This window comes from Allobosea spartocytisi (assembly GCF_014764685.1).
Taxonomy (GTDB): domain Bacteria; phylum Pseudomonadota; class Alphaproteobacteria; order Rhizobiales; family Beijerinckiaceae; genus Allobosea; species Allobosea spartocytisi.
The window spans coordinates 217,198-239,316 of record NZ_JACXWY010000004.1 but is presented as its reverse complement, the minus strand read 5'-3'; the positions used below and the strand labels follow the sequence as shown (position 1 = coordinate 239,316).

Annotated in this window: 22 protein-coding genes; 9 read left to right on the top strand and 13 right to left on the bottom strand. The window is 68.5% G+C overall.

The annotated features are described in order from the left end of the window. The first annotated feature begins 131 nt into the window (after window positions 1-131). From fliK to mog, 4 genes are all read left to right on the top strand, one after another. Window positions 132-1,796, top strand: coding sequence for a flagellar hook-length control protein FliK (gene fliK / locus IED13_RS29080; RefSeq protein WP_191123935.1), 1,665 nt, complete (start codon window positions 132-134; stop codon window positions 1,794-1,796). Next, a complete protein-coding gene (locus IED13_RS08675; protein WP_112765307.1) occupies window positions 1,793-2,086 on the top strand; it encodes an EscU/YscU/HrcU family type III secretion system export apparatus switch protein in 294 nt (97 codons plus the stop codon). The genes fliK and IED13_RS08675 overlap by 4 nt, the downstream gene beginning before the upstream one ends. Further along, a complete protein-coding gene (locus IED13_RS29195) occupies window positions 2,083-3,243 on the top strand; it encodes a GNAT family N-acetyltransferase (protein WP_191123934.1) in 1,161 nt (386 codons plus the stop codon). The genes IED13_RS08675 and IED13_RS29195 overlap by 4 nt, the downstream gene beginning before the upstream one ends. Window positions 3,244-3,334: 91 nt before the next feature. Further along, entirely contained in the window at window positions 3,335-3,868 is a 534-nt protein-coding gene (gene mog, locus IED13_RS08665; RefSeq protein ID WP_038358930.1) for a molybdopterin adenylyltransferase, read from the top strand. Between the two features lie 140 nt (window positions 3,869-4,008). On the opposite strand, the gene IED13_RS08660 is transcribed toward mog, so the two are convergent. The 12 genes from IED13_RS08660 to IED13_RS08605 all read right to left on the bottom strand — a co-directional run bounded on the left by IED13_RS08660 (window position 4,009) and on the right by IED13_RS08605 (window position 15,180). Beyond that, window positions 4,009-4,560, bottom strand: a complete 552-nt coding sequence (locus IED13_RS08660) for a glutathione peroxidase (protein WP_112765310.1) — start codon at window positions 4,558-4,560, stop codon at window positions 4,009-4,011. Between the two features lie 111 nt (window positions 4,561-4,671). Further along, the gene (locus IED13_RS08655; protein WP_038358933.1) at window positions 4,672-5,058 is read right to left on the bottom strand and encodes a response regulator; all 387 of its coding nucleotides are present in this window, start codon (window positions 5,056-5,058) and stop codon (window positions 4,672-4,674) included. A gap of 10 nt (window positions 5,059-5,068) precedes the next feature. After that, window positions 5,069-6,169, bottom strand: coding sequence for a chemotaxis-specific protein-glutamate methyltransferase CheB (gene cheB, locus IED13_RS08650; RefSeq protein ID WP_191123933.1), 1,101 nt, complete (start codon window positions 6,167-6,169; stop codon window positions 5,069-5,071). Further along, a complete protein-coding gene (locus tag IED13_RS08645) occupies window positions 6,169-6,762 on the bottom strand; it encodes a hypothetical protein (RefSeq protein WP_038358937.1) in 594 nt (197 codons plus the stop codon). Before IED13_RS08645 ends, cheB begins: the two co-directional genes overlap by 1 nt. Next, window positions 6,759-7,637, bottom strand: coding sequence for a CheR family methyltransferase (locus tag IED13_RS08640; protein WP_191123932.1), 879 nt, complete (start codon window positions 7,635-7,637; stop codon window positions 6,759-6,761). The genes IED13_RS08645 and IED13_RS08640 overlap by 4 nt, the downstream gene beginning before the upstream one ends. A 3-nt stretch (window positions 7,638-7,640) precedes the next feature. Then, entirely contained in the window at window positions 7,641-9,467 is a 1,827-nt protein-coding gene (locus IED13_RS08635) for a methyl-accepting chemotaxis protein (RefSeq protein ID WP_191123931.1), read from the bottom strand. Between the two features lie 64 nt (window positions 9,468-9,531). After that, window positions 9,532-10,044, bottom strand: a complete 513-nt coding sequence (locus IED13_RS08630) for a chemotaxis protein CheW (protein ID WP_081925128.1) — start codon at window positions 10,042-10,044, stop codon at window positions 9,532-9,534. Next, window positions 10,041-12,383, bottom strand: coding sequence for a chemotaxis protein CheA (locus IED13_RS08625; RefSeq protein ID WP_191123930.1), 2,343 nt, complete (start codon window positions 12,381-12,383; stop codon window positions 10,041-10,043). The genes IED13_RS08630 and IED13_RS08625 overlap by 4 nt, the downstream gene beginning before the upstream one ends. 10 nt (window positions 12,384-12,393) lie before the next feature. Continuing rightward, complete coding sequence (locus IED13_RS08620) at window positions 12,394-12,753, bottom strand: response regulator (protein WP_038358941.1); 360 nt, start codon at window positions 12,751-12,753, stop codon at window positions 12,394-12,396. Window positions 12,754-12,758: 5 nt separating this feature from the next. Then, complete coding sequence (locus IED13_RS08615; protein WP_038358944.1) at window positions 12,759-13,073, bottom strand: STAS domain-containing protein; 315 nt, start codon at window positions 13,071-13,073, stop codon at window positions 12,759-12,761. An 82-nt stretch (window positions 13,074-13,155) separates the two neighbouring features. Next, window positions 13,156-13,623 carry a response regulator gene (locus IED13_RS08610; RefSeq protein WP_038358947.1) on the bottom strand — a complete coding sequence of 156 codons (468 nt, stop codon included), beginning with the start codon at window positions 13,621-13,623 and terminating at the stop codon, window positions 13,156-13,158. A gap of 54 nt (window positions 13,624-13,677) precedes the next feature. After that, on the bottom strand, window positions 13,678-15,180 hold the full coding sequence (locus IED13_RS08605) for a methyl-accepting chemotaxis protein (RefSeq protein ID WP_191123929.1): 1,503 nt from the start codon (window positions 15,178-15,180) through the stop codon (window positions 13,678-13,680). 274 nt (window positions 15,181-15,454) lie between these two features. Between IED13_RS08605 and IED13_RS08600 the strand changes: the two genes are divergently transcribed. After that, window positions 15,455-16,201 carry a superoxide dismutase gene (locus IED13_RS08600; protein WP_191123928.1) on the top strand — a complete coding sequence of 249 codons (747 nt, stop codon included), beginning with the start codon at window positions 15,455-15,457 and terminating at the stop codon, window positions 16,199-16,201. 114 nt (window positions 16,202-16,315) lie between these two features. On the opposite strand, the gene IED13_RS08595 is transcribed toward IED13_RS08600, so the two are convergent. Next, window positions 16,316-17,530: an MFS transporter gene (locus IED13_RS08595; RefSeq protein WP_038358952.1), complete on the bottom strand. Its 1,215-nt coding sequence runs from the start codon at window positions 17,528-17,530 to the stop codon at window positions 16,316-16,318. 283 nt (window positions 17,531-17,813) lie between these two features. On the opposite strand from IED13_RS08595, the gene IED13_RS08590 reads away from it, so the two are divergent. From IED13_RS08590 to IED13_RS08575, 4 genes are all read left to right on the top strand, one after another. Then, a complete protein-coding gene (locus IED13_RS08590; RefSeq protein WP_191123927.1) occupies window positions 17,814-19,559 on the top strand; it encodes an alkaline phosphatase in 1,746 nt (581 codons plus the stop codon). Window positions 19,560-19,634: 75 nt separating this feature from the next. Continuing rightward, the gene (locus tag IED13_RS08585) at window positions 19,635-20,102 is read left to right on the top strand and encodes a hypothetical protein (RefSeq protein WP_142021772.1); all 468 of its coding nucleotides are present in this window, start codon (window positions 19,635-19,637) and stop codon (window positions 20,100-20,102) included. Then, complete coding sequence (locus tag IED13_RS08580) at window positions 20,080-20,790, top strand: ABC transporter ATP-binding protein (RefSeq protein ID WP_191123926.1); 711 nt, start codon at window positions 20,080-20,082, stop codon at window positions 20,788-20,790. Before IED13_RS08585 ends, IED13_RS08580 begins: the two co-directional genes overlap by 23 nt. Next, window positions 20,790-22,091 (top strand): FtsX-like permease family protein, encoded by a 1,302-nt coding sequence (locus IED13_RS08575; protein WP_191123925.1) that lies wholly within the window; start codon window positions 20,790-20,792, stop codon window positions 22,089-22,091. Before IED13_RS08580 ends, IED13_RS08575 begins: the two co-directional genes overlap by 1 nt. Window positions 22,092-22,119 lie beyond the last annotated feature (28 nt).

Sequence of the window (22,119 nt, the reverse complement as noted above, 5' to 3'; positions counted from 1 at the left end):
ATGCAGGCGCTGCCACCGCGCCAGCGCCGCCGACGCGCGGCCGCCTTGCAAGCTCCGTGCGGCAAGCTCCGCACGGCAAGAGAATCCTTAATCTTTCCTGAGAGGTTGGGGCATCGATTCATGGCCGCCCGATGAACCTCGCCCAGCTCATACTGAGCCAGAACTTCGCCAGATTGCTGCAGGCGCTCGACGCGACCGGCGAGCTTTCGGCCGGCAAGACGGTCGCGGCGCTGCTCATCTCGCTGGACGCGGACGGCACGGCGACAGCCACGATCGGCGAGGCCAGGGTCGCGCTCGTCCTCGCCGGCCCCCAGGCGAAGCAGGCGGCACTCCAGCCCGGCGCCACCCTGATCCTGCATCTCGAGGCGCCCGAGCAGCCCGGCGGCGATCTGCGCGCGACGCTCGTCGAGATCCGCCCGCCGACCGGAAGCCCGGCACCCGCTCAGGCTTTGCCGGCATCCTCGTCGCCCCTTCCCGCCACGCCTCCTCTTTCCACCGCCCCGGCCCCGCATCCGGCCGGAAGCACACCGCCGCCTGCGGTAACCGCCCCCACCGTTGGTGCGTCTCCGCTGGAGCCCGGCCGGCCTCCCACGCCGGCAGCGCCTGGGCCCTTGCCCGAAAACGCGCCCCGGCCTCTGCCGAACGCCATGCCCGGTCGCGGAACGCAGGCCGTCCCGGCAGCGGCGCCGATGCCGGTCTCGTCGCTGGCATCGCCTGAATCCGTCGAACCGATCTCGGGATCGCCACCGATGGACGCGACCGTCCGGCCAGCGGCACCCGGCGAGACAGGACAGCCCGCAGCCCCCGTGCCGGTATCGCCACGTATTGCCATCGGCCCGACGCTGGGCGCGGCGCTGATGCGGCAGGACAGTCTCGCGCCGCTCTTCGCCAATCTGCGCGGCCTCGCCGAGGGCAATGTCGCGCTCACCCTGCCGAAGCCGCTTCTCGCGGCCATCGACCGGATCCTGCGGCAGGCTTTTCCCGCTGAGCGCCAGATCATGACCGGCTCACGCCTGCAGGCGGCCGTGCAGGGCTCCGGGCTGTTCATGGAAGCCCGCGCCGCCGCCGGGCAGGCGCCAGCGCCGCGCGGCGATCTCAAGACGGGCCTGCTCGCCTTGCGGGAAACGCTCCTGCCGATCGTCGAGACGCTCTCGCCCGAGCCGGCAGCCTCCCGACCGGAGCGTGGAGCGATGCCGCCAGCGGAACCGGCGGCTGACGGCCGTAGTCCCGTTCCGCCGCCACGCCGCGACGGTCCGCTCGCCGCGCAGCCCGCATCGGAGCCGACGCTGCATCCGGGCGAAAAGCCCCTTGCCATCGCCACGACGCTGCTCGACCAGACCGATGCGGCACTCGACCGGATCAAGCTATCGCAATACGCGTCGCTGCCGCTCGATGCCCCGCGTCTCGACCCGGCCCAGTCGCAGCCACAGCGCTGGCTCACGGAGATCCCCCTCGCCTTCCAGCACGGCACCGCGATCCTGCCGCTCCAGGTCGAGAAGGAGCCGCCGCGGCGCGAGGCGCAAGGCGTCTCGCCGCCGCTCTGGCGCATCCGCTTCGCGCTCGATGTCGAGCCGATGGGCCCGTTGCAGGGCGTGGTCACGCTGCAAGGCCGCGAGGTCGGCGTCACCCTCTGGGCCGAGCGTGAGGAGACGAGCAAACTCCTGCGCGGCGCGGCGCCCGGCCTCGAAACCGCGCTGCTCCATGCCGACTTCACCGGCGGCGCCATCGATATCCACACCGGGCAGCCGCGCGTAAAGCAGCCGACCGCCGGCCAGTTCCTGGACCGCCTGTCATGAGCGCGCCGCGCCCGCCCCGCATCGCCGTCGCGCTCGAATATGACGGGCAGGGCGCGCCGCGCGTCACCGCCAAGGGCCGGGGCGAGCTGGCCGAACGCATCGTCGAGACCGGCCGCGAGCACGACGTCGCCATCGAGCAGAACGCCGTCCTCGCCCAGGCGCTTTCCGCCGTCGAACTCGACGACGAGATCCCGGAAGAGCTCTACCGCGCGACGGCGCAGGTCATCGCCTTCGTGCTGTCGCTGCGCGGCGAACTCGGCCGCCGCAACCGGGACGGCGTCCGGACGTGAGCGGCATCGTCGTCAGGCGTATCGGCCCGGCCGCCTATGCGGCGCTGGGACCGGCCTTTGCCGAGCTCGCCCGGCATGCGCTCGAGCCCAATCCGCATATGGCGCCGGCTGCCGTCAGCGCAGCGACCCTGCTGGCCGAGGAGGACGATATCGTCGTGCTCTGCGCCTGGTACAGCGAGGCGCTGGACTTCGAGCAACTGGTCGGTGTCTGGGCATTCCGGCGCGAACGCGACTGGCGCAGCGGCTTCGCCGCGGTGCTCGTCGCGCCGGTCCTGCCGCTCTACGAGGTCTCTTCCCTGCCGGTGGTCGATCGCGACCATGCGCTCGAGGCCTCGCGCGCGCTGATGCGCTACCTTCTCGCCTCGGGCGACCTGCCGCGAACGCTCGCCTTGCCCCTGCTGCCGCTCGAAGGCCCCGGCCATGCGGCGCTCGCGGAAGCCTGTCGCACCACCGGCAGCGTCATCGCGACCTGCGAGCGCTGGGCGCGCCCGGTGATGATCGCGCAACCCGGCGACGACCCCGAGCGCTATCTGCGCCGCGCGCTGGGCTCCGCTTACAAGAAGCGGATGCAGCAGTTCCGCGCCGTCATCAAGAGCGGCGCCCTCACCTTCCGGCGCAGCCGGGGCCAGGCGGCGGTCGAGGCGCTCGACTCGTTCCTGACGCTCGAAGCCGCCGGCTGGAAGGGCAAGGCGGGAACCGCCATCGCCTGCATCCCGGAGGATACCGCCTATTTCCGTCGCCTCGCCGCGCTGTTCGCGGCGGAAGACTGTCTGCTGGTCGACACGCTCCTGCTCGACGGAAAAACGCTGGCGATGGGCCTTTTGATCGAGAGCGCCGGGCGGCGGCATTTCCTCAAGATCGCCTATGACGAAACGCAAGGCCGCCATTCGCCGGGGCGCACGCTGACCGTCGCGATGCTGCGCGCCGACCTCGCTGGTACGCCGCCGGAATGCCTCGACAGCGGCGCCGGCGACGGCGTCGATGCCGGCACCTATGTCTGGGGCGAGCGACGCGAGATGGGGAACGCGCTCATCGGCATCGGCCGCAGCCGCATCGGCCTCGCCCGCGCGGCAGCACTCAGCCGGATGTGGCTGCGTCGGCTGCGGGAAGCCGTCCGAGCCCGATCGGGCAGAGCGTCTCCTCCCAAGCACCCTTGAGGAGCAGACCAGGAGGAGAGCTCGCACAGCGCGCGCTTGACCGCCCTTCCCGCTCGCCGATAGAGCCGGAGTGCTTCGTTGGAGACGCACGATGACCGTTGTCGCCCGGATTGGAATCGTCACGGTCTCGGACCGCGCCTCGGCGGGCATCTATGCCGACGAGGGCGGCCCCGCCATCCGCGACTATTTCGGCCGCGTTCTGACCTCGCCCTGGGAGGCGGTCGCCCGCGTCATCCCCGACGACCGCAAGCTGATCGCCGAGACGCTGATCGAACTGTCCGACCGCGAGGGCTGCTGCCTCGTCGTCACCACCGGCGGCACCGGCCCCGCACCGCGCGACGTCACGCCGGAAGCGACGGAGGACGTGATCGAGAAGCCGATGCCCGGTTTCGGCGAGTTGATGCGGCAGGTCAGCCTCGCGAAGGTTCCGACCGCGATCCTCTCGCGCCAGACCGCGGGCATCCGCGGCCGCACCCTGATCGTCAACCTCCCCGGACGCCCGCGCGCCATTGCCGAATGTCTCGACGCGGTGATGCCGGCGATCCCCTACTGCATCGACCTGATCGAGGGGCCTTATCTGGAAACCGACCCGGCCCTGATCGCGGCGTTCCGTCCGAAGAAGTAGGCTGCCCACGGTTTCGGCATCGTCACTCCGGACGCAGCGAAGCGCAGATCCGGGATCCATGCCTGAACTTTTATCGCAAGCGCTCTGGCATGGATCCCGGGTCAAGCCCGGGATGACTCCCGTTTCCAGCGAAAACGAGGCTACCCCGCCTGTAATTCCTGCCCGATCGCCCTGACGAGCTGCGGCGAGAGTGGATCGGTGCCGGCCGGATAGCCGCCGACGAGCTCGCCATGGGAGCCGATCAGGTATTTGTGGAAATTCCAGCGCGGCGTCTCCGCCGGCTTCTGCGCGGCCGCCCAACGATAGAACGGATGCGCCTGCGGACCCTTCACCACGGTCTTCTCGACGAAGGCATAGGTCGCACCATAGCTCTCGCGCGCCGCCTCGGCGATGGCGGCACCCTCCAGCGGCTCCTGCCCCCCGAAATCATTGCTCGGCACGGCGACCAGCATCAGCCCGCGCGGCTGGTAGCGTTGCCAGAGCTGTTCCAGCGTCGCCATCTGCCCGGCATAGCCGCAGCGCGTCGCGGTGTTGACGACGAGGATCGGCCGGCCGCGATAATCCGACAGCGCAAGCCGCCCGCTGCCGGGCCTGTCGAAACCGAAGGCATAGGCGTCGGCAGCCTGCGCCGCGGCGCGACCCGGCAACGCCGCCAGCGCACCGAGGCCTGCGATCAACGTCCGCCTGTCCATGTCAGACCCCTTATACGTCTCCGACCCGCAAATGGATGCGCCCCGAAACCTTCCGGCTCCGGGGCGCATCGGCAATGCACATGTCCGCGAGCCACGCTCGCGGAGGGAGCCTCAGCAGGCGAGGACCTTCTTCACCCGCACCTCGAGGTCGCGCAGCTCATAGGGCTTCACGACGTAATGGTCAGCGCCGTTGCTGGTCGCCTCATCCATCTTGTCGACCGAACGCTCGGAGGTCGCCATGATGATCTTGATCTGGTTGAGCTCGGGCACGGAGCGGATGGCGCGCAGCAGATCGATGCCGCTCATGCCTTCCATGTTCCAGTCGAGCAGCAGCAGGTCGTAGCGCTTCTGCTGCATCTTCATCAGCGCCTCGCGGGCGTTCTCCGCCTCGTCGATATCCTGAAACTCGATCTGCTTCAGGAAATAGGTCGCGAGCCCGCGCATGCTCTTCTGGTCGTCGACCACGAGGATGCGGTAGTCGCTTCTCGCCTTTGACATCACACTCTCCTCACGCGGTCCGCAGATGCGAGCGATCGCCGATGAGATGGCTCACCGTCGTGCCGATCTGGTCCAGCGGGACAACCCGTTCGGCTGCTCCGATCTCGAAGGCCGCTTTCGGCATTCCGTTTACCACGCAGGTCTCCCCGCTTTGGATTAACGTTTCGGCTCCGGCTTTCCGCATGGCTAACAAACCGTCAGCGCCGTCCCGGCCCATGCCGGTGAGCAGGATGCCGACCGCCTGCGAACCGATACTGCGTGCCACCGAATGGAACATCACGTCGACGGAGGGCGAATGCCCACTGACGAGCGGCCCCTCCTTCAGCACGCAGACGAACTCGCCGCGCCGCTCCTCGATCTCGAGATGGCGCGGCCCGCCCGGCGCGACCACCGCCATCCCCGGCTTCAGGCGGTCGCCATCGGCGGCCTCGCGCACGTCGAGGCCCGTGGCGCCCGCCAGCCGCGCGGCGAATTTCGCCGTGTAGCCGGGCGGCATGTGCTGGACGACCACGATCGGCAGCCGCAGATGCGCAAGATCGCGCATCACCGCCTGCACGGCCGGCACGCCGCCCGTCGAGGCTCCGATGGCGATCAAGGAGGTCCTGCCCGCGCGCGCCGGCTCCCGCGGCAGGGCCGTCGGACGCGCCAGAGCGCCACCTTGCGCCATCTGCCGGGCGGCGGCGATCATCTTGCGGCTGGCCGCGGCGCGCTGCAGCGCCGCCACCAGATGCTTCATGAAGCCTTCGAGCGTATGGGTCGTGCCGTCCGGCTTCTCGATGAAGTCGATGGCGCCGAGCTCCAGCGCCTGGATGGTGTTGTCGGCGCCGGGGCCCCCGAAGGCCGAGACGATCAGCACCGGCAGCGGATCCTGCTTCAGAACCCGCGCGAGGAGCTTGAGGCCGTGCCGGCCCGGCAGTTCGAGGTCGAGCGTGACGACATCGGGCCGCAGGTCCTGGATCGCGTCCCAGCCTTCCTCGGCGCTGCCGGCGACGCCGATCACCTCGAAACCCGGCGCCCCGTTGATGATCTGCGTCATCAGCTTCTGCATCAGCACGGAATCGTCGACAACGAGAACCTTGACCGGCGCGGCGGAGGATGTCGCCATGCTCATCACCAGACCTCCACTTCACCAGCCACGGGCTGGCTCTTGAGCCGGTTGAGATAGGCGATTTCCTGCTCGTGGCCGCTGTCGCGTGCCGTGGGCTGGACATGCTGCACCCAGGCCCGCCCGGTCGAGGGCTGGTAGTGGATGCGCCGCGAGCGCGTGCCGCCGACATCCCGCGAGACCACGGGAATGCCCTCGACCTTCAGGAATTCGTTGACGAAGGCGATGTTGCCGTCGCCGATGGCCAGCATCGTGGCGCCCGAGAGCACGCGCGCGCCGCCGAACACCTTGGCCTCGAAATTCTGGCGCCTGGCACCGCGCTTCAGCAGGGCGTTGATCAGCACCTCCATCGCCGTGTCGCCATAGCGCTCGCCGGCGCTGGCGTCTGTGCCGCCATTGTTCTTCGGCAGCAGGAAGTGGTTGAGGCCGCCGACGCCGGCTTGCGGATCGCGCAGGCATACCGAGACGCAGGAGCCCAGCACGGTGGCGACGATCTCGTCCTTGGCCGATGTGATCTCGTGCTCGCCCGGCGCGACGGTGATGATCGTCGCCTCGAAGCGCGGATCGAAATAGCGGCGGGAGGACCGGGAGACGCTCATGCTGTTCTCTCGTAGATGGTGCGCCCGATCAGCCGCAGATTGGGATGCGGCTGCGGCAGTGATTCCGAATGGCCGAGATAGAGGAAGCCGCCGGGCGACAGCAGCGCCACGAAGCGGTCGAGGATCGAGGCCTTGGTCTGCGTGTCGAAATAGATGAAGACGTTGCGGCAGAAGATGACGTCGAAAGGTCCCTTCATCGGCCAGGTCTCGATGAGGTTCAGGCGCTTGAAGGCGACCATCCGGCGCAGCTCCTCGCTGATGCGCGCATCGCCCCGGGTGGAACCGGCTTCCAGCCGCATCGACGACTTCACATCCGCCGGCAGGCGCTCGAACAGGTCAGCCGGGTAGATGCCGGCCTCGGCCCGCGCGAGAATATCCGTGTCGATATCCGTAGCCAGGATCCTGAAGTCGAGATCGCTGCGCGGGCCGATCGCCTCGCGGCAGGTGGCAGCGATCGAATAGGCTTCCTCGCCGGAGGAGCAGGCCGAGGACCAGATACGGATGCGCCCGCGCCGGCCGGCACGTTCCTGGACGAGGCGCGGCATCACCTCCCGGCGTAGATGGTCGAAATGGTGGCGCTCGCGGAAGAAGGCGGTGTGGTTGGTCGTCACCGCGTTGATCAGCTCGGGCAATTCGCTCGCCGCCTGCGGTGTCTTCAGGAAGGCGCAGTATTCCGCGACCGAGCCCAGGCCCAGCGCCTTCACGCGCCGCGCGAGACGCCCGCGCGTCATCGCTTCCTTGTGCTCGCGGATGACGATGCCGGCCTGCTCATAGACCAGCGCCGCGATGAACTTCATGTCCTCGCGCGTCAGGGTGATGTCCGTGCCGATCGCCGAAGCAGGAATCGTGGCCGGGATGATGCCGGATAGCGACATGGCTCAGAACCCCGGCCGTCCGTTGAGATGCCGCCCGCCATTGGCGACGCGCCGCGTAGGAATCGCAGAGGACGGGGCAGCGTCAAATTCCCCCACCGAGGCCACGGGACGGCGCGCCGGCCGCGTCTGCGTGGAGGCTGCCCCGCCGGTGTGGAAGCCAGCGACGAGATCGCCGAGCGCGGCGACCTGCTCGAGGAGTTCCCCGGCGGCCTGAGCCGAGCGCTGCGCCAGGGCGCCGTTCTGACGGATGCCGCCATCCATCTGGGTGACGCTGCCGCTCATCGCCTCGACGCCCTTGGTCTGCTCGGCTGCTTCGGAGGCGATGTCGCCAATGGTCGAGGACACCTTTCCAACGGCGGCGACGATGCGGCCGAGTGCCTCGCCGGTGCCGCGCACGCAGCGCACGCCTTCCGCCACCTGCCCGTTCGAGGTCGCGATCACGCCTTTGATATCCTTGGCCGCCTGCGCCGAGCGTTGCGCCAGCGTGCGCACCTCCGAGGCGACGACGGCGAAGCCCTTGCCGGCATCACCGGCCCGCGCCGCCTCCACCGCAGCGTTCAACGCCAGTAGGTTGGTCTGGAAGGCGATCTGGTCGATCACGCCCACGATGTCGGAAATGCGTGTCGAGGAGCCTTCGATCCGCTCGATCGCGTCGACCGCCTGGCCGACCACGTTCTGCCCCTCCTGCGCCACGCCCATCGTCTCGCCGGCGAGTTCGGTGGCCTCGCGCGCGCGGACCGTGCTCTGGCGGGCGGACGCCGCGATCTGGCCGGCGACGGCGGAAGCCTCACCGAGATCGCTCGCGGAGCGCTCGGTTCGCGCCGCGAGATCCCCCGTCGTCGCGGCGATCTCTCCGGCGACCCGGCCGGCCTGCTCCGCCGTCGACTGGACCCTGCGCACGGTCTCGCCGAGCCAGTCGAGCGCATCGTTGAAATCATGCTGCAGCGCCGCGAGCCGGCCGCGATAGCGACCGGTCATGCGCCGGGAAAGATCGCCCTGCACCAGAGCGCCGACGACCTCGGCGACATCTCCGAAAGTCTCTTCCGCCACGGCTCCGACGCTGTTCATCCCCGCGACGACCTCGGCCAAGGCGCCGCCCTTGGGATCGACGGCGACCCGCCGGGAGAAATCCCCCTCCAGCGCGGCAGCGACGGCGTCCTTGACCGCAGCGGTCATGACGAAGGCCTCGCTGAGCTCCTGCCATTCCACGACCGTGCCGGCCTCGACCGCCCCGGATGCCGCGACGGGCGTCAGCGTGAAGCGGATGGTGCGGCGCCCCAGCACCATCTCGACGGGCAGACCCGTGGCGCCATAGCCCTGCTCGCCCTGCACGCGCTCCATCACGCGCCCGAGCATGTCCTTGGCGGAGCAACCCGGGAAGGCGGTACGGAAATCCTCCTGCGCCTCGCCGAAGAAGCGCAGCAGCGCCTTGTTGACATAGACGACGCCGCCCTCGGCATCGCAGATCATCAGCTTGGCGCCGGCATGGTCGAGCGCGACGCGGATGCGGCCGGATTCCAGCATTGCGTCGTGAAGGCCATCGAGGGCGTCAGCCAGGCCGGTTTCCTTGGCGGCACGCGCCGGCGCGGCCTGGCCCCGCGCGGCGAGGAGCCGCGACAGGGACTCACGAACCGGCGAGAGCGAGCGGGTCGCCCCCCACGCGGCGAGGCCGCCGAGCAGCGCGACGGCCGAAACGGCGCCGACGCCGACCGCCGGCATGCCGGACGAGGCTGCGAGATAGGCGAAGCCGCCGGCGAACACAGCCGAGCCGGCGGCGGTCAGCGGCTGGCTGACCGTCAGATGCGAGAGAGAGCCGAGGGCGTTGCCCATGCAGTCAGGTCGTTTCTTGGTCTGGCCCGCTCTCTCACGCTACGCCGGGCTGGTCGCTGGATACTCAGGCGGCGCGGTTGGCCTTGGCTTGGGTCTCGACGCCGCCGTCGCGGATCACCGCGGCAAGATCAAGCAGCGCGACGATGTCGGTGTCGAGCAGCACGAGACCTTCAATCAGGCCATGCTCGTCGCGCTCCAGATCGGGCGCCGGGCGCACGGCCGAGACCGGCACGTCGACGATGTCGGAGACCGAGTCGACCAGCAGGCCCGCCGTCTTGTCCTCGACATCGACGACGACGATGACATGGGTCGCGGTGGCATCGGTGACGCCGAGCCCGATGGCGGTGCGCAGATCGTAGACCGCGAGGATGACGCCGCGCAGGTTGAGCACGCCGCGCACATGCTGCGCCGCGTGCGGCAGCGGCGTCGTCGCCTGCCAGCCCTTGATCTCGCGGACCATGCCGACATCGATGCCGAAGGTGCGGTCGCCGACCTTGAAGGTGACGATCCGACGCGCCGCCGCTTCCGGCTGCGCAGACGAGAAGTGCTTTTCGCCGAGTTGGAGGCTCATGGTCATCCAGCCATCTTGAGGTCAGATAGGGGGGCGCGGTCGCCGGAGGCGGCGAGCCGCAGCATGGAGTCGATGTCCAGGATCAGCGCGACGAGGCCGTCGCCTAGGATCGTCGCCGCAGAGGCACCGTTGACGGCGCCGTAATTCGCCTCGAGGCTCTTCACCACCACCTGCTGCTGGCCGACGATCTCGTCGACCGCAATGCCGACATTGTTGCCGCGTTCGGTCTCGGCGATGATCACGATGTTCTCGTTGGTCGTGCCGGTCGAGCCCATCACCGCGCCGAGCCGGTACAGCGGCGTGACCTCGCCGCGCCAGCGCAGCACCTCCTGGCCGAAGGGCAGCTTCTCGATCGGCGTCGAGGCGAGATGCTGCGTCTCGATCACCGAGGCGATCGGGATGACGTAGCGGTCGTCGCCGCAGCGGATCACCATGCCTTCGAGCACGGCGAGCGTGAGCGGCAAGGCCAGCGTGAACTTGCAGCCTCGGCCGGGCTCGGAATCGACGCTGATGCGCCCGCCGAGCGACTCGACGTTGCGGCGCACCACATCCATGCCGACGCCGCGGCCGGAGATGTCGCTGACCGCTTCCGCCGTCGACAGGCCAGCGGCGAAGATCAGCTGGTCGATCTCCTCCGGAGCGAGCTTCTCGTCGGCTCCCACGAGGCCGCGCGAGCGCGCCTTGGCGAGCAGGCGGTCACGGCCGATCCCGCGCCCGTCATCGGTGACGGAGATCACGATGCGCCCGGCGCGATGTTCGGCGATCAGCCTGATCGTTCCTTCGCGCGGCTTGCCGGCCTCCACGCGCTCGTCCGGCGTCTCCAGCCCGTGATCCATCGAGTTGCGGATCATATGGGTCAGCGGGTCGGCGAGCTCCTCGATGATCGTCTTGTCGACCTCGGTGTTCTCGCCTTCGAGCACGAGGCGCACTTCCTTGCCGAGCGTCTGAGCGAGCTCACGTACGAGGCGCGGCATGCGCTGGAACACCGCCTTCACCGGCTGGGCGCGCACGGCCATGACGTGATCCTGCAATTCGCGCGTCTGGCGCGACAGGGTCAGGATGCCTTCGGCCGTCTTGGCGTAGACGTCATAGGGCAGCGAGCGCACGCATTCGACCAGCATCGACTGGGTGATGACGATCTCGCCGACGAGGTTCATCAGCTTGTCGATGCGGTCGAGATCGACACGCACGCTGACCGCCTGGCGCTGGCGCGCCGCGGCCTGGTCGTTGGCCGGCGCGCGCGGCGCGGCGCGGACCGCGGGAACGGTTTCGGCGACGGGAGCGGGAGCCGCGACCGGCACGGGAACCGGAGCGGGCTGGATGTCGGGTTGCCCCGCCATGTCCGGCGCGGGGCCGAGCTTCGCCAGGATCGCCGAAAGATCGGCGGCCACCGAGGTCGGGACTTCGGGCTCTGGAGCAGCGGCAACCGGCGCCGGCTCGGCGGCGGGAGTTGCATCGGACAGCTCGATCTCGAATTCCTCGTTGGCGAGGCTGAAATCGAAACGCCCGTGCAGTTCCTCGATCGAAAGTTCGGTTCGCAGGTCGACGTCGAAGCGCAGCCAGCAATCGGTGACGTCGAGCGTCTCCAGCGGCGGCACCTTACTCAGGTCGCAGCGGATCGCCACGATGTCATCGGCCGGCAGCGAGCCCAGCACCACGCGCGGCTCGATGACACGGCGGAAGAGATCGGTTTCGGGTGCGATGCGCAGCCGCACGTCGCGGCCGGGCTTGGCCGCGGATGCGAGCGCCATCCGAGCCGCAACGGGTTCGTCATCGTCCCAGCCATCGTCATTGGCTTTGGCCGGCGCCGCGACGGTCTTCGCCTCGACCATGGCGAGCAGGTTGCCGAGAGCGGCCAGGCCCGGAGGCGCCTCATCAGCAGCGGGAGCAGGCGAAGTTGCTGGAAGCGCGGCAGCGGGCGTGGCCGCCGCCGGCGCAGCCACCGCTGGCGCCGCCTGTGCACGCGGCTCCTGGCCAACCTGCTCCAGAGCGGCGAGAAGATCGGGCCGTTCGGTCGCGGGTTCGTCGTTCCGCGCAGCCGAAACCAGATCGGCGACCGCGTCCGAGCAGCGCAGGAAGAGCGTGAAGGGCGCATCCTCGATCGCGACGCGGCCCGACCTCAGATGGTCGAGCGAAGCCTCGAAGACATGGGCGAAACCGACGAGCTCGGTGCAGCCGAAGGCCCCCGCCCCGCCCTTGATCGAGTGGATGGCGCGAAAGGCCGCGTTGACGTCCTCCGGATCGCTGGAGCCCTCGTCCAGCGCCTGGAGCTTCTGCTCCAGCGCCCCGAGGAGCTCGTCGCATTCCTGGAAGAAGGTCTGCTTGAGTTCTGCCAACGGATCCATCGGCCGCCCTTCAGTTCTGGTAGCGGGCGACGAGGCCGAGCAGGGTGTTGGGTTCGAAGGGCTTGACCATCCAGGCGCTGGCGCCGGCGCGGCGCCCCTCGGCCTTGATCTCGGCGCCGTTCTCGGTGGTCAGCACGATGATCGGCGTGTTCTGCCCCAGGGGCCGCGAGCGGCAGGCGCGCGTGAACTCGATGCCGTCCATCACAGGCATGTTGAGGTCGGTGATGACAAGATCCGGCTTGAACTGCTCGAACTTCGTCAGGCCGTCCTCGCCGTTCTCGGCCTCCGCGACCTCGTGCCCGGCATTGCGCAAGGTCAGGGTGAGCAGGGCAAGCAGCGTCTTCGTATCGTCGATGGCCAGGATCTTCATGCCTGTCACTCCAGAACGAGGGGGCTTCGAGCGGCATCGAAGCCGATCGCCCGCAAGGATTCGCGGCATTCGGAGGAAGCCGCCTTGAGCGTCACCGAAAGCCCTCGCGCGACGGCGCTGACGGCAGCGGAATGGAGGAGCTGGATCCAGAGACTCGGCAGCGGGCCGGCTCCGGCGCATTCGACGGAGACGCTTTCGTTCTGCTCAAGCGCCACCAGGAGCTGGTTGCGAAAGGCAGCCGCCTCGGAGCGTCCGAGGAAGGGCGGGAGCGAAACGGTGATGACCATGAAGGCGCGACCCTGGATAATGCCCGCAAGCATCGCGCCGGACTGGTAAAAATTTCGCTAAACCACGCCGCCAGCGTCAATCATTCGGGCATTTCGGCGGCAGGGTGTGTGTTCATCAGAACATGTTGTTGCTGATGGCGCGCGGCACCAGCGTCACCACGCCAGCTGTCTCCCGGTATTTGCGCGGTATGTTGATGATGCCGGAAAGATGGACCCATAGATTGTTCGGCGAAATCGGCTTGATGATGATCTCATGCGCGCCGAGCTTCGCCGCCTGGACGACCGAGCGCTTGTCGGCGCGCTCCATCATCACCAGCACGGGTGCCTTGGCGAAGGGCGAGGTCTTCTGCGAGCGGATCGCCGACAGGCATTTCGGCCCGCCATTATCCGGCAGATCCCAGTCGAGAATGACGATGTTCGGCTGCTTCTGGATGAAGATCGCCGCCGCCGAAGGCAGGTCGGCGGCCTCGAAGATGCGGTGAAGCTGCGCCTGATACAGCATCGTGCGGATGATCCGCCGGTAATGCGGACTGGCGTCGATCAGCAGCACGGAGAGGTTTGGAAAGGATGGCGCGATGTGCATGGCGCTGACTCGGAACTCGCTCACTCAACTCGACTGGCCGGAATCGCGGCAGCGCTAGACCTTCAACCCGATGCGGAAGCCGCCCCAGTGCCGGCCTTTCACCATGATCGGCACCGACAGATCCTCCATCACCAGGAACTCCCCGCCGCCCATGTCCCGCCGGTAGCTCTGAAGCAGGAAGGGCTTGCGGTTGCGTGCCGCCGCCAGCCCGGTGCGATCGTCGAAGATGCGGCGGTTGCGGCAATTGGCGTTGTTCCACACCGGGTCGCTGCCCTGTGGTTGCGCATATTTGCGGTTATGCGTCGGCAGGAAGCCGTTGCGATCGACGGCCGCGCAGAAGACGATGCGGTCGTTGGACGCCAGGAGCTTCTCCTGCAGCGGCGGCAGCAGCCGGTCCGTCAATGCGACGAAACGGGTCAGGTATTGCTGCGGGTCCGAGCCCGGTATCGGCGTATAGGATTCATCGAACAGATCGGCGAGGCCGAACTCGCCGCGCGCGAGCCCCTGCTCGAACAGGGTCGCGATGCTGCCGGCCGTCTCGACGGCGGCCGCGATCAGCTCCGACTGCGCAGTCCGCACGCCCGAGGCCGCGATCGAGCCGAGGATGCCTTCGCTGATCGCCACCAGAGCGTCGGTGCGCTGCGCCGCCCGCTCGAGATTCTCCGTCGATCGGTCGACGCCCGCCACCAGAGCGGCAAGGTCCTGTCCGGCTTTGGTGCAGGCAGCCGCGTTCTCCCGCGTCGGCTGCGAAATCGCCTCGATCTCCCCGATGAGCTGGACTACGGAGCGGCCGAAGCTGTCGAGCTCGCCGATCTGCGACGAGATCGTCCGGCTGCCGTCAATGGCGCGCCGCGCCGTCTGCGCATTGTCCTCGCTGCGCCGGGCCAGCCCATCGACCGCGCGCACCAGCATGTCGAGCTGGCGGGCGCTGGCGGCGGTCGCCTCGCGCGTCTGCTCGGCCAGCGCCTTCACCGCGGCCGCGATGACCGCAAAGCCCCTGCCAGCCTCGCCGCTGCGCGCCGCCTCGACACCGGCATTGATCGCCAGCAGCTGGATCTCGCGGGTGATCGCCTGGATCGCGTCGCTGGAGGCGCGCGCCTTATGCGCGTCGGTCACCGCCTGCGCCAGCGCCTGCGACATCGACTGCGCCTCGTCCGAAAGCGTCTCGATGTCGGTCTGGGCCGCGTTCAGCCCGAGCTTGACCGAGCCGGTGACGCGCTCGAGCCCGCTGCGCACGGCGGAAGCCGCGGCCTGGGCGCCCTCCGCCGCCTGCTGGATCGCGTTGTTGGCATGCGAAACCTGATCGACCGCGCCGACGACACGGCGCAGGCCGCTCGTCTGCCCGTCGAGCTGGCGGCTGACATCGACGATGCGCCCCGCGACATCGGTGATCTCGGCGCCCAGCTTGCCGAAGCGCTCCGCGATCTCGCGGACGGCCCGCGCCGCGCCGGTTTCGACCGGCACGGCCTCGCCGGCCGGCAGGGTCGCGGCCGGCGCGGATGCCGCCGGGGCGGGCTCCTGCGGTAGTGCTACGACCTTGAGAGCCTGTGCCTGCATGACGGCGCGCTTCCCGGCTGGATTCCTTCCGGAACGTAGCCAAACGCGGTAAACTGGCGGTTAAGGGCCCCCACCCGCCGCCGATACCGCTAGCCGAGTGCCCTGTAGGATGGCAGCATGCGCGCGCCGCGGCGATGCGGCCTCTGCGGAAGGGCACGGCGGATGACGCAGGAACACCTTCCGTTCCCGCGCGTCACCTCAAGAACAGCCCGACACGACGAGGATCGGAATCCCAACGTCCCCACGACCGCAACCCCTCTGGAGAGACGCCATCATGACCGCAGCCTTCACGATTTCGCGCCGCAGCCTGTTCGCCCTGAGCGCCGGTGTAGCTCTCGTCGCTTCCGCCCCGAAGGTCTGGGCGCAGGCCGCCGCGCCGGCGGCTCCCGCGGGCCCCTTCTCGCTGCCGAAGCGCCCTTACGAGGCCAACGCCCTCGAACCCCATATCGACGCGGCGACCATGGACATCCACTACAACCGCCACCACGCAGCCTATGTCGCGGCCCTGAACGGCGCCGCGAAGGACAATGGCGTCATCGCCAAGGCCACGGTCGGCGAGTTGCTGGCCGATCTCAACCAATTGCCGGAGAGCCTGCGCACGCTGGTCCGCAACAATGGCGGCGGCCATGCCAACCACATGATGTTCTGGGAGGTGATCGGGCCGAATGCCGGCGGCGCGCCGGGCGGCGAGGTCGCGGCCGCGATCACGCGCGACCTCGGCGGCTTCGACAAGTTCAAGGCTGATTTCGAGGCGGCAGGCCTGCGCGTCTTCGGCTCGGGCTGGGTCTTCGTCACGGTCGACAAGGCCGGCAAGCTCAGCCTGCTGCCGCGGCCCAACCAGGACAGCCCCGTCATGGACAAGCAGATGGTGCTGTTCGGCAACGACGTCTGGGAGCACGCCTATTACCTGAAGTACCAGAACCGCCGCGTCGACTACCTCAAGGCATGGTGGAACGTGGTGAACTGGGCGAAGATCGAGGAGCGCTATGCCGCCGCCAAGGCAGGCAAGCTCGCGATCTGACGGTCCGCAGCCGCGCCGTCATTCTCGGGCGAAGCGAAGCGCAGACCCGAGAATCTCCTGCCAAAGATGCTCGGGTCAAGCCCGAGCATGACGGCGCGAGCGTGCCGCCCGCGCCTAATGCCCCACCTTCGTCCCGCCGCCTTCGCTGATCCGAGGCAGGAACCAGGCGAGCAGACCCACAAGCGGAATGAAGGAGCACAGCTTGTAGACCATCTCGATGCCGAGATGGTCGGCGAACTCGCCCAGCAGTGCCGCCGCAAGGCCGCCGAGGCCGAAGGACAGCCCGTAGAAGAAGCCGCCGACGAGCCCGACCCGCCCCGGCAGCAATTCCAGCGCATAGATCAGGATGGCCGCGAAGGCGCTCGACATGATGATGTTGATGATCACCGTCAGCACGCCGGTCCAGAACAGGTCGGCATAGGGCAGGATCAGCGTGAAGGGGAGCGCGCCCAGGATCGAGAACCAGATGATCTTGTTGCGGCCGATGCGGTCGCCGAGCATGCCGCCGCCCACTGCACCAACCGCCGAGGAGGCGAGGAACAGGAACAGCATCTCCTGCGAATGCTGGATCGAGATGCCGAACTTGCCCATCAGGTAGAAGGTGTAGAACGAGCTGAAGCTCGCCGAATAAGCGTTCTTCGAGAACAGCAGCACGATCAGGATGAAGATCGCGAAAGCCACCGAGCCTTTGCCCGGCCGCGCCGCGACAACCTTGGCCGCCGGCTTCGGCGGCCGCGCCCGGTCGAGCCTTGCATAGCTCGCCGCGGTCCAGACCATCAGCATCATCGCGACGAGCGCCGCGACCGAGAACCAGGCGAGGCTCCCCTGCCCGCGCGGCACGATGACGAAGGCCGCGAGCAGCGGCCCGAGCGCCCCGCCCGTCTGGCCGCCGAGCTGGAAGATGCCCTGCGCCAGCCCGTGCTGGCCGCCCGAGGCGTTGCGCGCCATGCGGGTCGCCTCGGGATGGAAGATCGAGGAGCCGATGCCGACGCAGGCCGCCGAAAGCAGCAGGAAGCCGTAGCTGCCGGCATAGGCCAGCCCGATCAGCCCCGACAGCGTGAAGCCCATGCCGACCACCATCGAATAGGGCATCGGATGCTTGTCGGTGTAGAGCCCGACCGCCGGCTGCAGCAGCGAGGCCGAGACCTGGAAGGTCAGCGTAATCAGGCCGATCTGCCCGAAATCCAGCCGGTAGGAATCCTTGATGATCGGATAGATCGCCGGAATCAGCGACTGGATCATGTCGTTGAGCAGATGCGTAAAGCTGAGAGCGATCAGCACGGGCATCATGGCGCGCTGTGCTGTCGAAACCTGGACCGCGGCTGTCATCGGGTTATCGAACGATTCTGAGGTTAGGAAGCTGGCTTACGGTTCCTAGTAGACGATCGCCCCCCTTGCGACAATTTGCGCGCCCCATCGGTGGGAGGGTGGCGGCCATGCACCCGGCACGCGCCTTGCTCCGATGGAGCTGGCCCTGTCGGCCTCGTCGAGGCGCAACAAAGAAACGTAATAATATAACAAATAAAGGTATTCCGAACGGTAATCGTATTGTCATTCGAGCTGCCTAAGCACGGCTCGCCCTTTTTGACCTGACGCGATGGCGGAGATACCTATGCAGGCGCAACGATTGCTGATGATGACGATGGCGGGTGCGCTCGCCGCGGCCATGCCCGCGACGGCCCAGACCATCTACCCGATCAACCGCGCCGAGATCCTCGAAGGTTCGCATTTCGACTTCAAGGTCGAGTTCCCCAACGCCCCGGCCTCCGCCGACGTCAATGTGACGATCAACGGCAAGCCCGCCGCCGAAATCTTCGGCCGGCCGACGAATTTCATCCAGAGCGAGGAAGGCCAGAAGCATTCGGCGCTGTGGCTGCGCGGCGCCAGCCTCCCGGCCGGCAGCTACACGGTCGAGGCGACGCAGGGCACCAGCAAGTCCACGGTGAAGTGGGAGGTCTTCGCGACCGCCCAGCCGCGCCGCGCCAAGAACGTCATCCTCTTCATCGGCGACGGAATGTCGGTTGCCAACCGCACCGCCGCGCGCATCCTGGCGAAGGGCTGGGAAGAAGGCCGCTACAATGGCGAGCTCGCGATGGACGACATGCCGAACATGGCGCTGATCTCGACCTCCGGCACCGATTCCATCGTGACCGACAGCGCCAATGCGGCCCATGCCTACACCACCGGCCACAAGTCCTGTGTCAACGCGCTCGGCGTCTACTGCGCCAAGAACGCGCTGACGCTCGACCACCCCAAGGTCGAGACCATCGCCGAGCTGGCCAAGCGTCGCACCGGCATGGCCGTGGGCGTCGTTACCAATTCCGAGATCGAGGACGCGACCCCGGCCTCGATGGTCGCGCATACCCGTCGCCGCTCCGACTACAACGACATCGTCAAGATGTTCTACGACGTGAAGCCGGACGTGATCATGGGCGGCGGTTCGCCCAACTTCCTCGCCAAGACGACGCCGGGCTCGAAGCGCACCGACGGCGAGGACTTCATCGCGAAGTTCAAGGAGGCCGGCTACACCCTCGCCACCACCAAGGCCGAGATGAACGCGGCCGCCGCCGGCGGAACCAAGAAGCTGCTCGGCCTCTACAATACCGGCAATATCGACGGCGCCTTCGACCTGCGCCTCGCCAAGAAGGGCACGCTCTCCAAGTTCCCGGATCAGCCCGATGTCGTCGAGCAGACCAAGGCCGCCATCGACATGCTGAAGGGCAATCCCGAAGGCTTCCTGCTGATGGTCGAATCCGCCCGCATCGACAAGTACAGCCACTCGCTCGACTGGGAGCGCTCGGTCTTCGACACGATCATGCTCGACAACGCCGTCAAGGTCGCCAAGGACTTCGCCGGCGACCGCAACGACACGCTGATCATCGTCGTGCCGGACCACGCCCACCCGATCTCGATCATCGGCACCTATGACGACGACCGCCCGGGCCAGCTCCTGCGCGACAAGCTCGGCGTCTACGCCGACTCCGTGCCGCCGAACTACGGCCCGGTCGATGCCGAGGGCTATCCCACCAAGGTCGACACCTCGCGCCGCCTCGCGGTGGTCTACGGCTCCTACCCCGACACCTGCGACACCGGCCGCCCCGCCATGGACGGCGAGCGCGTCCCGGCCGTGAAGGGTCCGGACGGCAAGACCAACATCGCCAACGAGAAGGACTGCTCCGGCCCGCTCGCAGCTCGCAAGACCGGCAACCTGCCCTTCGACGCCAATAGCGGCGTGCACTCCGCCGACGACGTCATCCTGACGGCGATGGGCCCGGGCGCGGAGAAATTCCGCGGCCACAAGCCGAACACCTACGTCTTCCGCGTGATGGCGGAAGCGCTGGCGCTCGGCGGCAAGTAAGCCGCGAGGCGCAAGACCGCACACCGACGTGGTACGGTCCCGAGGGCCGTACCACCTTAGCCAGACGAGGTCGCGATGCAGCGCATCCTCCCCCTCCCGTCGTTCTCCCGCCGCGAAGCCCTGCTCGGCCTCGCGGCGGCAAGCCTTTGCGGGCAGGCGCACGCCGCCACGGAGGCCGAGGCGATCGCCTTCGACGGGCTCTACAAATCCTTCGGGGTGCTGGGCTTCCAGTTTTCCGATCGCGTCACGGCGCTGCGTGGCCACGCCGTGCGCATGCTCGGCTACATGGCCCCGCCGCTGAAGGCGGAAAGCCATTTCTTCGTGCTGACGCGCGAACCGTTGGCGATCTGCCCCTTCTGCCAGTCGGATGCCGACTGGCCGGTCGACATCGTCGTGGTGTTCATGAAGGCCGAGACGCCGATGGTCAGCGCCGGACGCAAGGTCGCGGTCACCGGCCGGCTCGAGATCGGCTCCGCCACCGACGCCGAAACCGGCTTCGTCAGCCAGATCAGGATCGTGGATGCCGGCTTCACCCTCGCCTGAACCGGCCTCCGGGCGCCTGACGCTGGAGAACCTTGCGCTCGACCATCGCGACGCCGACGGCCGGCCCTTCCGCCTGATCGACATCCCCCTGCTCGCCATCGAACCGGGCAGCCGCTTCGGTGTCAGCGGCCCTTCGGGCTGCGGCAAGAGTTCGCTGCTGCATCTGGTGGCCGGGCTCCTGCGCCCCTCCCGAGGCCGCATCCTCTGGAACGACCGCGCCGTTTCCGAGCTGTCCGAATCCGGCCGCGACCGCTGGCGCCGTGAGACCATCGGCTTCGTCTTCCAGGATTTTCACCTGATCCCAGAGCTCGACATCGCCGCCAACATCGCGTTGCCGGCGAGCTTCTCCGCCTGGCGGCTGAGCGGCACCGAGAAGGAACGCGCCGCCGCTCTCGCCCACCGCATGGGCCTGCCCGATCCGCGCCGCCGCGCCGCCCTGCTTTCGCGCGGCGAGCAGCAGCGCGTCGCCATCGCGCGCGCCCTTTTCAGCCGGCCGGCTCTGATCCTCGCCGACGAGCCGACCGCGAGCCTCGACGCCGCCCACGCCGCCGAGGTCGCCGACCTCCTGCTCGAAACCGCCACCGAGAGCGGCGCCACGCTGCTCTGCGCCACGCATGATCCGGCGCTGCTCGCGCGCTTCGGCCAGCGCCTCGACCTCTCCCGAACCGCACAGCGCCAAGCCGCCTGATGAACCCTTTCCCCATGATGCTGGCCGATCTGCGCGCGCTGCGCTGGACCGCTCCGGCGATCGTCCTGCTGATCGCGCTCGCGATCGCCACCGGCGTCGCCATCGGCGCGCAGGAACGCGCCCTGCGCCATGGCTCGACCAGCGCCGCCAATGACTTCGACCTGATCATCGGCGCGCCCGGCAGCCAGACGCAGCTCCTGATGTCGGCGGTCTATCTGCAGCCGGACGCGCTGCCGCTGCTCGACGGGCGCCTGCTCAACACGCTGTTCAAGGACGAGCGCGTGGCGCAGGTGGCGCCGATCGCTTTCGGCGACGTCAGCCGCGGCTATGCGATCGTCGGAACGACGGCCGCCTTCGCCGGTCGCTGGGGCTGGATCGCGCCGAGCGAGGGCCGGCTCTTCGCGGCGGAGGGCGAGGCCGTGCTCGGCGCCGACGTTCTCTACAGGCTCGGCGACACGATCACCCCGTCCCACGGCGTCGCCAGCCACGCCGCCACGCCCGGTCAGGCCGACGCAGAAGAGGACGGCCACAAGCATGAGGGCCATGGCTACACCGTGGTCGGGCGGCTGCCCCGCCTCGGCTCTCCCTGGGACCGCGCCATCCTCGTGCCGATCGAGAGCGTCTGGGAGGTCCACGGCCTCGGCAACGGCCATGCCTCCGAGGAAGCCGCGAGCGACGCGCCATTCTGGAAACAGGGCTCGGTGGCCGGCAGCGGTCCCGCGAAGGCGGAAGACAGGATCGGCCCGCCCTTCGACGGCAAGCGCGTCCCCGGCGTGCCGGCGATCGTCGTCAAGCCGAAGAGCGTCGCGGGTGCCTATCAGCTGCGCGCGCAATATCGGCAGGGCGGCACCATGGCCTTCTTTCCCGCCGAGGTGCTGGTCTCTCTTTACGGCGCGCTCGGCGACATCCGCGACATCCTCGTCATCGCCTCCGCGCTGAACACGGTCCTGATCCTCGCTTCCGTGCTGCTGCTCCTGCTCGCCGTCGCCGGGCTGCGCCGCCGACGCTATGCCGTGCTCAGGGCGCTCGGCGCGCCGCGCGCCTATGTCATGCTCGTCGTCTGGCTCGGCATGGTCGCGCTGATCGCGCTCGGCTGCCTGCTCGGCCTGGGTCTCGGCGCGCTGGCGACGCAAGTCCTCGCCGGCTTCGTCGCGCAGCGGACGGGGCTTATGCTCTCGCCGGCCATCGGCCTCGGCGAAATTCTGCCGGCGCTCGGGCTCGCGGCCATCGGCGGCCTGTTCGCCGTTCTGCCGGCCGCCCTCTCCTATCGCCGGCCGGTGGTGGCGGGGCTGCGCGGATAAGGCGGCGCGGACGGAAAGCTGTTCGCGA